The 12,592-nt window shown below is 68.1% G+C and carries 17 protein-coding genes; 11 read left to right on the forward strand and 6 right to left on the reverse strand.

The window, feature by feature from the left end; genetic code table 11:
- Window positions 1-48: 48 nt before the first annotated feature.
- A complete protein-coding gene (locus AVZ66_RS02580) occupies window positions 49-1,170 on the forward strand; it encodes an MBL fold metallo-hydrolase (RefSeq protein ID WP_058981535.1) in 1,122 nt (373 codons plus the stop codon).
- A gap of 1 nt (window position 1,171) precedes the next feature.
- Here AVZ66_RS02580 and AVZ66_RS02585 read toward each other — a convergent pair whose 3' ends face one another.
- Window positions 1,172-1,498 carry a 2Fe-2S iron-sulfur cluster-binding protein gene (locus AVZ66_RS02585; RefSeq protein WP_058981537.1) on the reverse strand — a complete coding sequence of 109 codons (327 nt, stop codon included), beginning with the start codon at window positions 1,496-1,498 and terminating at the stop codon, window positions 1,172-1,174.
- A 109-nt stretch (window positions 1,499-1,607) separates the two neighbouring features.
- Here AVZ66_RS02585 and AVZ66_RS02590 point away from each other — a divergent pair, with 109 nt between their 5' ends.
- Window positions 1,608-2,978: a geranylgeranyl reductase family protein gene (locus AVZ66_RS02590; protein WP_058981539.1), complete on the forward strand. Its 1,371-nt coding sequence runs from the start codon at window positions 1,608-1,610 to the stop codon at window positions 2,976-2,978.
- Here the strand turns inward: AVZ66_RS02590 and AVZ66_RS02595 are convergent, their stop codons facing one another.
- Window positions 2,979-4,259, reverse strand: a complete 1,281-nt coding sequence (locus tag AVZ66_RS02595) for an amidohydrolase (RefSeq protein ID WP_058981541.1) — start codon at window positions 4,257-4,259, stop codon at window positions 2,979-2,981. It abuts the gene before it with no gap.
- A gap of 177 nt (window positions 4,260-4,436) precedes the next feature.
- On the opposite strand from AVZ66_RS02595, the gene AVZ66_RS02600 reads away from it, so the two are divergent.
- Together AVZ66_RS02600 and AVZ66_RS02605 are read left to right on the forward strand one after the other, a co-directional pair.
- Window positions 4,437-5,990, forward strand: a complete 1,554-nt coding sequence (locus AVZ66_RS02600) for a Na+/H+ antiporter NhaC family protein (protein ID WP_058981544.1) — start codon at window positions 4,437-4,439, stop codon at window positions 5,988-5,990.
- Window positions 5,987-6,250 carry a hypothetical protein gene (locus AVZ66_RS02605; RefSeq protein WP_058981546.1) on the forward strand — a complete coding sequence of 88 codons (264 nt, stop codon included), beginning with the start codon at window positions 5,987-5,989 and terminating at the stop codon, window positions 6,248-6,250. The genes AVZ66_RS02600 and AVZ66_RS02605 overlap by 4 nt, the downstream gene beginning before the upstream one ends.
- A 54-nt stretch (window positions 6,251-6,304) precedes the next feature.
- On the opposite strand, the gene AVZ66_RS02610 is transcribed toward AVZ66_RS02605, so the two are convergent.
- Window positions 6,305-6,637, reverse strand: coding sequence for an uS10/mL48 family ribosomal protein (locus tag AVZ66_RS02610; protein WP_058981548.1), 333 nt, complete (start codon window positions 6,635-6,637; stop codon window positions 6,305-6,307).
- 126 nt (window positions 6,638-6,763) lie between these two features.
- Here AVZ66_RS02610 and AVZ66_RS02615 point away from each other — a divergent pair, with 126 nt between their 5' ends.
- Window positions 6,764-7,195: a bis(5'-nucleosyl)-tetraphosphatase gene (locus AVZ66_RS02615; RefSeq protein ID WP_058981550.1), complete on the forward strand. Its 432-nt coding sequence runs from the start codon at window positions 6,764-6,766 to the stop codon at window positions 7,193-7,195.
- A 60-nt stretch (window positions 7,196-7,255) separates the two neighbouring features.
- On the opposite strand, the gene AVZ66_RS02620 is transcribed toward AVZ66_RS02615, so the two are convergent.
- Entirely contained in the window at window positions 7,256-8,272 is a 1,017-nt protein-coding gene (locus tag AVZ66_RS02620; RefSeq protein ID WP_058981552.1) for an NAD(P)-dependent alcohol dehydrogenase, read from the reverse strand.
- Between the two features lie 110 nt (window positions 8,273-8,382).
- Between AVZ66_RS02620 and AVZ66_RS02625 the strand changes: the two genes are divergently transcribed.
- The gene (locus AVZ66_RS02625; protein WP_058981555.1) at window positions 8,383-9,402 is read left to right on the forward strand and encodes a DUF5787 family protein; all 1,020 of its coding nucleotides are present in this window, start codon (window positions 8,383-8,385) and stop codon (window positions 9,400-9,402) included.
- Between the two features lie 18 nt (window positions 9,403-9,420).
- Here the strand turns inward: AVZ66_RS02625 and AVZ66_RS02630 are convergent, their stop codons facing one another.
- The gene (locus AVZ66_RS02630) at window positions 9,421-9,927 is read right to left on the reverse strand and encodes a DUF5797 family protein (RefSeq protein ID WP_058981557.1); all 507 of its coding nucleotides are present in this window, start codon (window positions 9,925-9,927) and stop codon (window positions 9,421-9,423) included.
- 79 nt (window positions 9,928-10,006) lie between these two features.
- Between AVZ66_RS02630 and AVZ66_RS02635 the strand changes: the two genes are divergently transcribed.
- Genes AVZ66_RS02635 through AVZ66_RS02645 form a run of 3 tightly spaced genes read left to right on the forward strand, consistent with a single transcriptional unit; the run spans window position 10,007 to window position 11,433 of the window.
- On the forward strand, window positions 10,007-10,777 hold the full coding sequence (locus AVZ66_RS02635) for an enoyl-CoA hydratase/isomerase family protein (RefSeq protein WP_058981559.1): 771 nt from the start codon (window positions 10,007-10,009) through the stop codon (window positions 10,775-10,777).
- A 45-nt stretch (window positions 10,778-10,822) separates the two neighbouring features.
- A complete protein-coding gene (locus AVZ66_RS02640; RefSeq protein ID WP_058981561.1) occupies window positions 10,823-11,080 on the forward strand; it encodes a hypothetical protein in 258 nt (85 codons plus the stop codon).
- Between the two features lie 38 nt (window positions 11,081-11,118).
- Entirely contained in the window at window positions 11,119-11,433 is a 315-nt protein-coding gene (locus AVZ66_RS02645; RefSeq protein ID WP_058981563.1) for a transcription factor S, read from the forward strand.
- Window positions 11,434-11,589: 156 nt separating this feature from the next.
- Here AVZ66_RS02645 and AVZ66_RS02650 read toward each other — a convergent pair whose 3' ends face one another.
- Window positions 11,590-11,874, reverse strand: a complete 285-nt coding sequence (locus AVZ66_RS02650; RefSeq protein WP_058981565.1) for an amphi-Trp domain-containing protein — start codon at window positions 11,872-11,874, stop codon at window positions 11,590-11,592.
- 99 nt (window positions 11,875-11,973) lie between these two features.
- Here AVZ66_RS02650 and AVZ66_RS02655 point away from each other — a divergent pair, with 99 nt between their 5' ends.
- Entirely contained in the window at window positions 11,974-12,147 is a 174-nt protein-coding gene (locus AVZ66_RS02655; RefSeq protein ID WP_058981567.1) for a protein translocase SEC61 complex subunit gamma, read from the forward strand.
- 1 nt (window position 12,148) lies between these two features.
- Window positions 12,149-12,586 (forward strand): transcription elongation factor Spt5, encoded by a 438-nt coding sequence (locus AVZ66_RS02660; protein ID WP_058981570.1) that lies wholly within the window; start codon window positions 12,149-12,151, stop codon window positions 12,584-12,586.
- Window positions 12,587-12,592: the final 6 nt, after the last annotated feature.

A 12,592-nucleotide genomic window follows, 5' to 3' on the forward strand; every position in this document is an offset into this window, starting at 1 on the left:
GCGCGCTGCCCACGTGAGCTTTTGCCACTCCCGGCCCTACGTCCGGGTGTGACTTCGACAGCCATCACGCCGCGTGAGCTCTACGACCGCATCCGGAGCGGGTCGGTCTCCGTATTGGACGTCCGTGACCGCGACGAGTTCGAGGCGTGGCACGTCGACGGGCCCGACGTAACTGCTGCTCACGTCCCCTACATGCAGTTCGTCTCGGCGCAGGTCTCGGGCGACGCGGCCGACCTCGTCCCGGACGGACTCGACGAGCCAATCGTCGTCGTGTGTGCGGTCGGCGAGGCCAGCGACGAGGTCGCGGCGGCCCTCCGTGAGGAGGGCGTCGATGCCGTGAACCTCGACGGCGGAATGGAAGCGTGGGCGGACCTCGTGGTCGCGCACGACCTTGGGGAGGGGGTCGTACAGTACGAGCGACCGTCGTCGGGCTGTCTCTCCTACCTCCTCCACGACGGCGACGAAGCTGCCGTCGTCGACCCGCTAGCGGCCGCGAGCGAGCGGTACGCCGAGGACGCAGCCGAGCGCGGCCTCGACGCCCGGTACGCCGTGGACACGCACGTCCACGCCGACCACTTCTCGGGAGTTCGCGCGCTCGCCGACGAGACTGGCGCCGAGCGCGTGCTCCCCGCGGGGGCGACAGACCGCGGCCTCGATTACGACGCGACGCTGCTCGCGGACGGGGATTCGCTCCAAGTCGGCGACCGCGAACTCGTGGCGCGGCACGCGCCCGGCCACACCACCGAACTCGTCGTGCTGGAGTACGGCGACAGCCTGCTGACCGGGGACTGCCTGTTCCTCGACGGCGTTGGTCGCCCCGACCTGGAGGACGCCGACCGCGCCCGCGAACTCGCCGGCCAGCAGTACGACACGCTCCACGACCTGATTTTCGCGTACCCGGACGACACGCGCGTGCTCCCGGGTCACGTCGAAGCGTCGACGCCGCTCGCGGGCGACGGATTCGTTCGCGACCTCGGCTCCGTCGAGGAATCAATCGACGTCGCTGGCCTCGACCGCGAGGCCTTCGTAGACGCACTCACGACGGACCTGCCGCCGCGGCCGGCGAACTACGAGGCCATCGTCGCGACGAACCTCGGCCAGCGAGAACTCGACGCGGAGACGCTAGAACTGGAGCGCGGGCCGAACAACTGCGCGGTGTCCTCGACGTGACTCAGTCGTCGTCCGCGGCGGCCGCTCCCGCGGCGGCGTCCTCCTCGATGCTCGGCGGGTACTTCCCGCGGTCGAGTTTCAGGTCCGACTGCGGGCGCGCCATGCACGTCAGCGCGTAGTTCTCGGCCTCCTCCTCGGTGAGTCCGCGGGCCGCAGGCTGAGTGACTTCGCCCGCCTCGATTTTCGCGGAGCACGCCAGACACATCCCGACGCGGCAGGAGTACTCCTGGGCGATGCCCGCTTCCAGGCAGGCCGACAGCACGGTCTCCTTGTCGGAGACCTGAATCTCCTCGCCCGTCCCGACGAACTCCACGGTGTACTCGGTCATAGCTGGCGGTTGCAGGAGAACGGGTAAAACTCTTCCTTCGCCCGTGTCCGCGCCGGGAGGACAGATTCGTGCATAAAGAGTTTTCCTCGCGGGCGCGAACCCGAAGCGTATGACCACCCACGAGTACGACATAGCCGTCGTCGGGTCCGGCACCGCGGGCTGTTACACGGCCGCGACCGTGGCCGACGCCGGCTACGACGTCGCCGTCGTCGAGCGAAAGTCCGCGGAGGAAGCCGGACACATCGCCTGCGGCGACGCCCTGAAGGGCGCGGACGCGTTCCCCGAAGCCATCCCCAAGGAGCGCCTGGAGCCCGCGTTCACGAACACGGGCGTCGACCACGGCCGCTTCGAGATTCCCCAGGAGGACACCGTCCTCGAAATCCCGGTCCCCGGCGAACTCGCGGTCATCGACCGCTGGGAGTACGGCCGTCGCATCATCGAAGCCACCGAGGACGCGGGCGCGGACTTCTACTACGACGTCGTCGTGCAGGACGTGCTCCAGGACGACGACGGCACCGTCACCGGCGTGAAGGGCACGCGGAAGGGAACCAGCCACGAGTTCGACGCCGACGTCGTCGTCGACGCGGCTGGCGCGCTCTCCATCCTCCAGGACAAGACCGACTTCTCCGAGGCTACCTTCGACACGAACGTCTCCTACTCGCAGTTCTGCTCGGCGTACCGGGAAATCGTCGAGGTCCCCGAGGAGGTCGAGTGGGACGACGCGCTCGTGTTCAAGCCCACGGAGCGCGCCGCGGGCTACCTCTGGTACTTCCCGCGGACGAGCACCGAAATCAACGCGGGGCTGGGCTTCCAGATGAACGAGGAACCCATGGAGCTCGTCGACGACCTGAAGAACGACCTCCGCGAGCGCGAGGAGTTCGAGGGCGGCGAGGTCACGGACAAGCTCGGCGCGGCGCTGCCGACGCGGCGCCCCTACGACTCCGCGACCGCACCCGGCTACATGGCGGTCGGCGACGCCGCGGCGCACGTCAACCCGACCACGGGCGGCGGCATCGCGGGCGCGGCGTACGCCGGCAAGTACGCCGCCGAGGCAGCCATCGACGCCATCGAGGCCGGCGACGTCTCCGAGTCGATGCTCTGGGAGTACAACGAGCGCGTGATGGATCACTACGGCGCGCGCTACGCCGCGCTCGATGTCTACAACATCCTCTCGACGGCCGTCGACGTCGACGACCTGATGGGGCTGCTCGCGTCGCTCCCCGGCGAGAAGCTCGCGGAAGCGCTCTACGGCGGGAGCACGGAGTTCAGCCTCCAGTTGAAGGTCGTCACCGCGCTGAAGTCCTTCGGCTACTGGTCGAACATCTGGGAGTTCTACAAGACCAAGCAGCAGGCCGACCGCCTGCTGGAGCACTACGAGGACTACCCCTCCAGTCCGGACGCGCTCGCCGACTGGCAGGCCCAGCGGGACGACATCATGGACGACGTCTACGAGGTCACCGGCGCGGACCCGAAGTACTGACTACGGCTGCTCGCGGGCGACACGCAGAACCGCGTTTGTCAGGCTCTCCACGCCGATGTCGATGGAGCGCTCGTCGACATCGAACGTCGAGGTGTGGTGGCCGCCGGGGTGGTCGGTGCCGACGCAGACGTAACACGCCAGTCCGCCGTGGTCTTGGACGCGCTGCATGAGGAACGTGGCGTCCTCGCTGCCGCCGAGGTCGTCGCGCTCGGTCACGGTGTCGACGCCCGCGACGCCCGCGGCTTCCGCGCCGAAGACGTCCCGGAGTTCGTCGTCGCTGGTGGCGCTCGGTGCTTCGCCCTCCGTGGAGAGTTCGACCTCGCAGTCGTGCATCTCCGCGGCGGAGTGCAGCACGCGGTCGGCCTTCTCTTTCATGTAGTGCATCAACTCGGTGGTCTCGCCGCGGACCTCGCCTTCGACGAACGCGTCCTCCGGGATGATGTTTGTCGCGGTGCCGCCGCCCGCGCGCCCGGCGTTCACGCGCGTGGCGCCGCCGTCGTGGCGCGGAATCGCGTAGAGGTTCTGGATGGCGGTCGCCATCGCCTGCACCGCGTTCCGGCCCTGCTCGGGGTGAGCCCCGGCGTGCGCGGGTTCGCCCTCGAACTCCGCGAGCAGGTGGCTGACCGCGAGGAAGCCGTCGATGCCCGCGACCACTTCGCCCGTGGGGTGGTCGAGGCCGAGGTGGACCGCGTAGAGGTAGTCGACGTCGTCGAGGTGGCCGCTCTCCGCGACCGCTTTCCCGCCACCGACGCGCTCCTCTGCGGGCTGGAAGACGACCTTGAACGTCCCTTGAAAGTCGCTGTTTGCGACCGCTTCGAGGACGCCGACGCCGATGGCGGCGTGGCCGTCGTGCCCGCAGGCGTGCATCTGCCCCTCGTGCTCGGAGCGGAACCCCTCGCTGGCGGGGTGGTGGTCGCCGTTCTCGGACTCCGTGATGTGGAGCGCGTCGATGTCAACACGCAGCGCGACCGTCGGCCCCTCGCCCCGTTCGAGTACGGCGACGGCGCCCGTGTGTCCGTCCTCCAGTTGTTCGAGAATCGCCTCGTCCGCGCCCTCGCTGCGTGCGCGCTCGAAGCACTCCGCGAGAACGTCTCCGTCGGGCACCGCCATCCGCTCGTCCGGGTCAATAGCGTCACGGCCGACGTGCAGTTCGTCAACCCCGATTCGGCGACACGCTTCGACGACGCGAGCGGTCGTGTAGAACTCACACCACGCCGGTTCCGGGTGGCGGTGGAGGTCCCGGCGCAACGCCACGAGGTCTTCGGAGACCGTTCCTGACATACGTTGAATGGGGCCGCTGAGCGGCATATAACTGTCCCCGGCGCTGACGCCGCGGCTCGCATCAAACGTCGGCGCAGTGAGTGTTTTCCCGGCGTGGAGGGCGCTGCGGGCGCCATACCGCTGACTCGCCCTACTAACATTTTTATACGAGTGCCGCCAGGGCCTGAATGTGCTACCATGAGCAGCGGAGACAACCAAAACGAGGGTCTCGCCGACGACTTCGACGACGACGGCGACGGCCCCGCAATCGAGTTCTACGGCGGCCCCATCGCGAGCGCACTCCCGCTCGCGCTGTTCGTCGTGTGGGCAGTGTTCCAGAGTGGCGTCCTCCAGATAAGTCAGACGTCGGGACTGGTCATCGGCATGCTCGTCGCGCTCGTCGTCGGCATGTTCTTCACGAAGGGCGACTGGGCAGCGTACGCCAACACCATCTTCGAGGGAATGACTCAACGCGTCGCCGCCACAGCCATCGTCGCGTGGCTGTGGGCGGGCATGTTCGCGCAACTCCTCCAAGACGGCGGCTTCGTCGACGGCCTCGTGTGGGCCGCCGACGTCGCCAGCGTCTCCGGCGCGCTGTTCCCCGCCGTCACCTTCCTGCTGGCGGCGCTGTTCACCACCGGCATCGGCACGGGGTACGGCTCCGCCATCGCGTTCACGTCCCTGTTCTACCCCGCGGGCGTGCTGCTCGGCGCGAACCCCGTGTTGCTGTTCGGGGCCATCCTCTCCGGGTCCGTCTTCGGGGACAACCTCGCGCCCGTCAGCGACACCACCATCGTCTCCGCGGTCACGCAGGACGCCGACATCGGCGGCGTCGTCGCGTCCCGGTTCAAGTACGCGGTCATCGCGGCGGTGCTCGCGTTCGTCGGCTACATTGTCGCCGGCCAACTCATGCCCACGTCGGGTGTCAGCGGTAGCGCCGCCCTCGACGGCCAACCGCTCGGCCTCGTGCACGTCATCTCGATGCTGCTGGTCATCTGGCTCGCGGTCGCCGGTCGCCACATCGTCGAGGCAATCTCGTGGGGCATCATCGCCGCGCTCTCGTTCAACGTCGGGTCGACCCTGCTCGCGTCGTGGGGCGTCATCGACAGCAGCCTCCAGAGCGAGCCCGCGCTGCTGTTCCGCGCGCCCGAGAGCGCCGGACTCGCGACCACGTTCGACTGGCTGCCGTTCGTCACAATCGTCGACGAAGGCGCCGGCATCACGGGCAGCCTCTTCTCGGGCGCGTCCGGGTTCTTCCCGCTCATCGTGCTCACGCTGCTCATCGTCGCGGGCGCCCGCATCATGATTCAGGGCGGCGGCTTCCAAGCTATCCAGTCGTTCCTCCTGAACCGCGTCGCCACCACCGTCCGGCGCGCGGAGACCACGATGGTGCTCGGCACCGCGTTCGTCAACTCCATGATCACCATCAACACCGCCGCGGAAATCGCCATCGCGCCGTACATCGCGCGCATCGGCGAGCGGTTCAACATCAACGGCTACCGCCGCGCGAACATCCTCGACGCGAACACGTCCGCGCTCGGGTACATCTTCCCGTGGGGGGGTGGCGTGCTCGCCGGCTACGGCGCGATGCAGAGCCTCGACCCGAGCATCACCACCGTCAACCCCATCGACGTCTGGCCGTTCGTCTTCCACGGCTGGCTGCTGTTCTTCGTCTTCCTCGCGGCCGCCGTCTCGGGGTACGGCCTGGAGTACGTTAGCGACCGCGAGTCCGAGGAGGTGAGTCGCGCATGAGCCTCGAATCGTTCTTCGCGGGCGTCGGCTTCCGCACGAACACGCCCTCGTTCGAGGCAGACACGGAGATTACCGCGTTCGTCACCGGCGTCGAGAACGGCACGCCAATCGCGCGCGTCGGCGACTCGAAACTCCGCATCTCGGATGCGCCCACGGGCGCCGTCGACACGCTCGTTCGCCTGCGCGTGGAGTCCTTCGACGAGGACACGCACGTCGGGCAGGCCGCGTACCTCGAAACCGTCGGCAAGAGCTCGTTCTAGCTCGCCGGCGCCGCCGCTGTCCGTTCTCGCGAGAATCGCAGAGAAGAACCCCAGCTACGAGGAGCCCAGCGGCTTCACTTGCTCCAGTTCGGCTTCGACGTGGACGCTGCTCGGGAAGTCCCACTCCATGATGTCGCGAGCGAGTTCGTCGTGGCCGTACAGTTCGATGCGGCGTCGGTAGACCGTGTAGTTCCACGTGCCGGTCTTCCCGCTGTCTCGGCCGTCGAGGGCGCTGTACAGGGGGACAGACTGTTCGGCCGGCGTGTCGGAGTGCGGGCCTTTCATTTTCGCGCCCTTTCGACGGCACGTCTCCTTGATGTCGGAGACGATACCGTCGAGGGCGGCTCGGTCGCCGCTCTTCAGAGAGAGTTTTGTCACGAAGGTCATGGCTGGGGAGTGCTGTACGACCCCACGTACTCCACCGTGAAAAAGCGTGTGTTTGGCCGGCTGGCGCGTGTCAGTCACCCACCCACTCCGACATTCTCTTAACTGGCCGTCCACTACTCCGTGTTAATGACGGTCGAAGCGACCAGCGCCGGAGCCATCTTGTTCCGCGACACGCGGGACCGGCGCGAATACCTCCTCCTGAAGAGCCGGCCCGGGGACTGGGAGTTCCCGAAGGGCGGCGTGGAGGGGGACGAAGAGCTCCAGCAGACGGCTATCAGAGAGGTACAGGAGGAAGCCGGCATCGAGGACTTCCGGCTCTTGGACGGCTTCCGAGACGACTACGACTACGTGTTCGAGGCCAACGGCACCCGCATCCACAAGACGGTCCACCTGTTCGTCGCGAAGTCATTCGAGGCCAGCGCCGAACTGTCCAGCGAGCACTCGGACCTGCAGTGGCGCGACTACGACCAAGCCATCAACACGATAACGCAGGACGGCCCGCGGGACATCCTGCGGGACGCCCACGAGTTCATCGACCAGCAGCTCGAAGAAGCCTGACCGGCCTCCCACCGGTCGCGTACTTTTCACCCCGTAGCGACGCCGCCGGCGACGCCCGCGCTACTCGACGGTGACGACGACTTTCCCCTGATGGCTCCCGCTCTCGACGTAGCGGTACGCCTCGCGCGCTTCGTCGAAGTCGAACACGCGGTCGATCTCCGGTTCGAGTTCCTCGGCGGCCATCGCGGCGAGCATCCGGTCGAACATCGCGCGACTCCCGACGCCCATCGACCCCTCGACGCGCAGCGCCTTCCCGAGAACCGGCCCGGGATGGACCACGGCCTCCTGGTCGGCGAGCACGCCGATGACGTGGACGTGGCCGCCGAACCCGGCGGCCTGCAGGGACTGTTCGAGCGTTCCCGCGCCGCCGACCTCGACGACGTGGTCGACGCCGCCCGTCTGCTCCGCGACGACGTCGCCCCACTCCGGCGTCTCCTCGTAGTTGACGGTGACGTCCGCGCCGAGTTCGCGGGCGCGGTCGAGCTTCTCGTCGCTGGAGGACGTGACGACGACGTCCGAGCCGCGCGCGGACGCGAACTGCGTCGCGAACGTCGAGACGCCGCCCGTGCCGAGCGCCAGCACCGTCTCGTCGGCGGACAGGTCCCCCTTCTCGACGAGTTCGCGCCACGCCGTCAGGCCCGCACACGACAGCGCCGCGCCCTGCTCGTAGGAGAGGTAGTCCGGAAGTACGGGGAGGCTGTCCGCGGGGAACGTGGCGTACTGCGTGAGTGCGCCCTCGACGTTCCCGCCCGTGGTCCGCCGCGTCTTCTCTGGGGTGACCGGGCCGTCAACCCAGTCGGGCGCGAACGGCGTCGCCACGCGGTCGCCCTCCGAGAGCCGACTGACGCCGTCACCGACAGCGACGACGTCGCCCGCGCCGTCGGACAGCGGCACGACCGGAAGCTCCGACCCTGGGTACGTGAGGTCGCTGTTCGCGATGGCGAGGTCGCGGTAGTTCAGCGACGCCGCCCGCACGCGGACGAGCGCCTCGTCGCCGGCCGGTTCGGGGCGCTCCCGCTCGACTTCCACGACGCCCTCGTAGTTCGGGTCGCCCTCCTGAACCTCGTAGGCTCGCATACCAGACGGTACTCCCGTGCGGTACTTCCGAGCGCCGCTCGTCGCGGGTTCCGCCGCTTCTCCGGAGCCCCAGCGAAAGACGTAGGTGGGTCGGCGGCCCCACGTTCGGCGTGGTCGACTCCGAGTTCGCGTTCGAACTCCGCGTCTGCGCGTGGGCCGAACACCACTGGTACCCCGACGGCGAGCGCCCCTGCATCGTCGCGCGCCAACTGGGCACGAAGCGGCGGCGCTGGGACACCGTCGTCGTGGAGGTCGACCCCGACGCGCTCGCGGCGCGCGCGAACTTCGGGACGGAGCGACTTGACTCAGACCTCCTGCACGTCGTCCGGAACGCGCCCGAAGACTGGGCGTACTACCGGGACGCGCTCCCGCACCCCGGCTACCCGTGGCGCTACGTCCGCGAGGCGATTCACGAGGCCGCCGACCGCGGCGTCGTCGAGACGCGGCGGGACGGGAACAAGATACAACTGCGCCGGAAGTGGCCGTACCCCGACTGGGTACAGCGTATCGTCGCCATCGAGAACAAGCCCGACCTCGACGCGTCGGCGGCGGACGCGCTCGCCGACCAACTCCAGCGGGACGTGGCGCTCGGCCTCGCCGACGAGGTGTGGCTGGCGACCGAGTCCAGCGACGAGCGCGGCACCGAGCGCGCGCTGTTCGCGGAGATGCCCGTCGAAGCCGGCGTCCTCACGTTCGCGGACGGCGACGCGTCGGTGGCGTGGCACCCCCGGTCGCTCGACCCCGAATCGGCCGGCACCAGAATCACCGAGCGGCCGTCCGGTAGCGAGTTCGACCAGTCGCCCGCGAGCTTCGAGTACGTCGACGCTGACTGGAAGGCACAGAAACGCCTCGCCATCGCCGAGCGCGCGTACGAACGGGGCTGGCGCTCGTACCTCGACACGATGCGGCCGGACTGCCGGCACTTCTCGGTCCGCCGGGAGGCCCACGGCTACGTCCCGTACTGCGAAGCGAAAGCCCGCGAACAGACCGCCGCGGAGTGTTCGGGGTCGTGTCCCGAGTACGAACCCGAACCGCCCGCGTGGCGACGGGGCGGCTGGCCAATCGAGGGCGGCCCCGGCGCGGCGATTCGGCGCGTCCTCGACGAGCGAAGGCAGCGAGAGCGCGAGTAAGAGCGCAGCGGCGACGCGTCAGGCTTCGGCAGTTTCCTCGTCGTCCGGCTCGGCGACGTTCACCTCGTCGCGGGCGACCGCGAGCTTGTACGTCGGGACGGTGCGGTGTTCGACGGTGACGATGCCCTTGCGCTTGAGCGTCTGGAGCGCGCGCCGAACGTCGGCGGATTCGAGGTCCGGCACGTCGAACTCGTCGCGGACCGCGTGCAGCACCGAGACGACGCTCTCGGCGCGCTCGTCCGGGCCGGCGATGACCGCGAACACGCGGCGCTCGTTCTCGGACATGTGGACGGCAGGCGCCTCGCCGCTCTCGGGCGCCTTCCCGACGAGCTCGGCGGCTTCGGCGGTCGCGCGAACCAGGCTGTTCTCGTCGCGGTAGTAGTAGTCCCGCAGCTCCGATTCGAGGTACTGGTGGACGTCGCTGCCGCTTTCCATGTCCCAGCGGTCCTGGAGCACGCCGTTTTTCGTCGGCTGGAGTTCCACGATGTCCGCCAGCCGCTCGCGGTCCTCCTCGGAGAGGGTCATGCCAGTCGGTACTCAGCGCCGGTATTTCGGGCTTGCGAAGACCCCGGGCATTATTGGCGCCGTTCGCGTCTACCCGGGCATGGCAGACACAGTCCGCTTCGAGTTCGAGGACGGCGTCGCGACCGTCACCATCGACCGCCCCGATAGCCTGAACGCGCTCAACGTCGAGACGCTGCACGCGCTCCACGACGCGGTCGAGGAGGCCGAACAGCGGGACGCTCGCGTGCTCGTGCTGACTGGCGCCGGCGACGACGCGTTCGTCGCGGGCGCGGACATCTCCCACATGGCCGAGATGAGCACGCAGGAAGCCGGCGAGTACGCCGAACTCGGCCACGACCTCGCAGACGCCATCGAGTCGTTCCCCGCGCCCGCGATCGCCGCCATCAACGGCTACGCGTTCGGCGGCGGGATGGAACTCGCGCTCGCCTGCGACCTTCGTGTCGCCAGCGACACCGCCGTGATGGGGCAGACCGAAATCGACCTCGGCATCATCCCGGGGTGGGGTGCGACCCAGCGCCTCCCCGAACTCGTCGGCGACGAGACGGCGCGCCGCCTCGTCTACTTCGGCGACCGCCTCGACGCCACCGACGCCTACGAGGAAGGCCTCGTCGGTGAGGTCGTCGCGCACGACGAACTCGACGACCACGTCGCGGAACTGGCGGCCGACCTCGCGGGCCAGTCGCGGACCGCGCTCGCCGCCGCGAAGGACGCCATCAACCAGAGCCACGAGACCCCCCTCGACGCCGGACTGGAGTACGAGCGCCGCACGTGGGCGAGCCTGTTCGGCAGCCACGACCAGCGCGAGGGGATGCGGGCGTTCCTCGACGACCGCGACCCGGACTTCGAGTAGGACGCGAGGGTAACAGTTAGGGACGTACGCCTGGTACGTTCGAGCATGGCACCCGACGTGAAACTCAACGAACTCCGGGCCGAACTCGACTCGCTCACCTACCCCGCGACCCGCGAGGACGTCCTCGCGGAGTTCGACGACGTCGTGTTGCGGTACGCGGACGGCGAAGAACGCCTCGGCGACGTCGTCGGCCGCGTCACCGAGGACGTGTTCGTCAGCCCCGACGACCTCGAAGCCGCCCTCTACAACAACCTCCCGACGGAAGCCGTCGGCGAACCCGGCCAATCGGAGGGCGACGGGTGAAACAGGGGGCTTAACTTACACGACGGCCTTCACGTTGTATGGAGTTCTGCGACGAGTGCGGCTCGATGATGAAAGCGGAGGACGGCCTCTGGGTGTGTGGCGGCTGCGGGAACAAACAGCCCAAAGACCCCGACGCGTCCTACGTCGTCACCGAAGGGCAAGAGGAGACCGAAATCGTCGACGTCAGCGACGCCCAAGACCGCGGGCTGCCGACGACGGAAGTGGTCTGCCCGAACTGCGAGAACGACACCGCGCACTGGTACATGCAACAGATTCGGTCCGCCGACGAATCCGAGACGCGCTTTTTCATCTGCACGGAGTGCGAGCAGCGCTGGCGCGAAGACGACAACTAGAACGGACCTTTTTACTGCGGAGGGTGCGCCGCAGGCGCACCCCCGCTTGCAAAAAGCTACGCTAAAAACGTCCTGCGCTCACTCGCTCCGCTCGCTCGCGCAGTGAAACGCGCGGCTCCGCCGCGCGTATGCTCGACCACTCCGCTCCGCACCACCTCACTCGATTTCGAGTTCGCCGCTCGCTGCCTCTGTCTCGCCGTCCTCGGGCCACTCCAACTCGAACTCGACACTCAGTTCTTTCGCGCCGTCGGCCGGCCCCTCGCGTTCGGCTTTGACTTCGAACGTCGGGCGCTCGGGCGGGTCGAGCGTGACCTCGTCGCCGCCCGCTTTCAGCGTGATTGCCCCGCCGGATTCGAGGTTGTCCGCGACGGTGCGGAGGTACGTGGCGATTTCCTCGCGGCTGCGGTCGCTCTCGGACTCGAACAGGACTTCTTCGGGCATACGAACCGGGGTACGTCTCCCGAGGCGATAAACGAGCGGGGTGTTTCGCCTCGCTCGGCATCAATAGATAAAAGAGCGCTCGCCGACTCAACTACGCGTATGGACGTTCCCCTAGAGCTTTCCGCGTATACGCGCGTGCTCCGGCTGGCGAGCACGCCGTCGTGGGAGGAGTTCTCCCAGATTTCGAAAATCGCTGGCGCCGGCATCCTGCTCGTCGGCCTGATGGGCTTCGTCATCTTCCTGGTGATGGAAGTCGTCAAGGCGGTGATTTAAGATGGGCGTGTACGCCGTCAAGACCACCGCGAGCCAGGAGCAGACGGTCGCCAGCATGATCGCCAACCGCGAAGCCGACGAGATTCACGCGGTGCTGGCGCCCGACGCGCTCACCAGCTACGTGATGGTCGAGGCCGACGACCACAACATCATCGAGCGCGTGATGGAGGAGATTCCCCACGCGCGCAGCCTCGTCCCCGGCGAGTCCGGCATCAGCGAGGTCGAGCACTTCCTCTCCCCGAAGCCCGACGTCGAGGGCATCGCGGAGGGCGACATCGTCGAACTCATCGCCGGCCCGTTCAAGGGCGAGAAAGCGCAGGTCCAGCGCATCGACGAGAGCAAAGACCAAGTCACGGTCGAACTGTACGAGGCCACCGTCCCGATTCCGGTGACGGTGCGCGGCGACCAGATTCGCGTGCTGGACAGTGAGGAGCGCTGAAAGCGC

The sequence above is a fragment of the Halobacterium sp. CBA1132 genome (genome assembly GCF_001485535.1).
GTDB lineage: Archaea > Halobacteriota > Halobacteria > Halobacteriales > Halobacteriaceae > Halobacterium.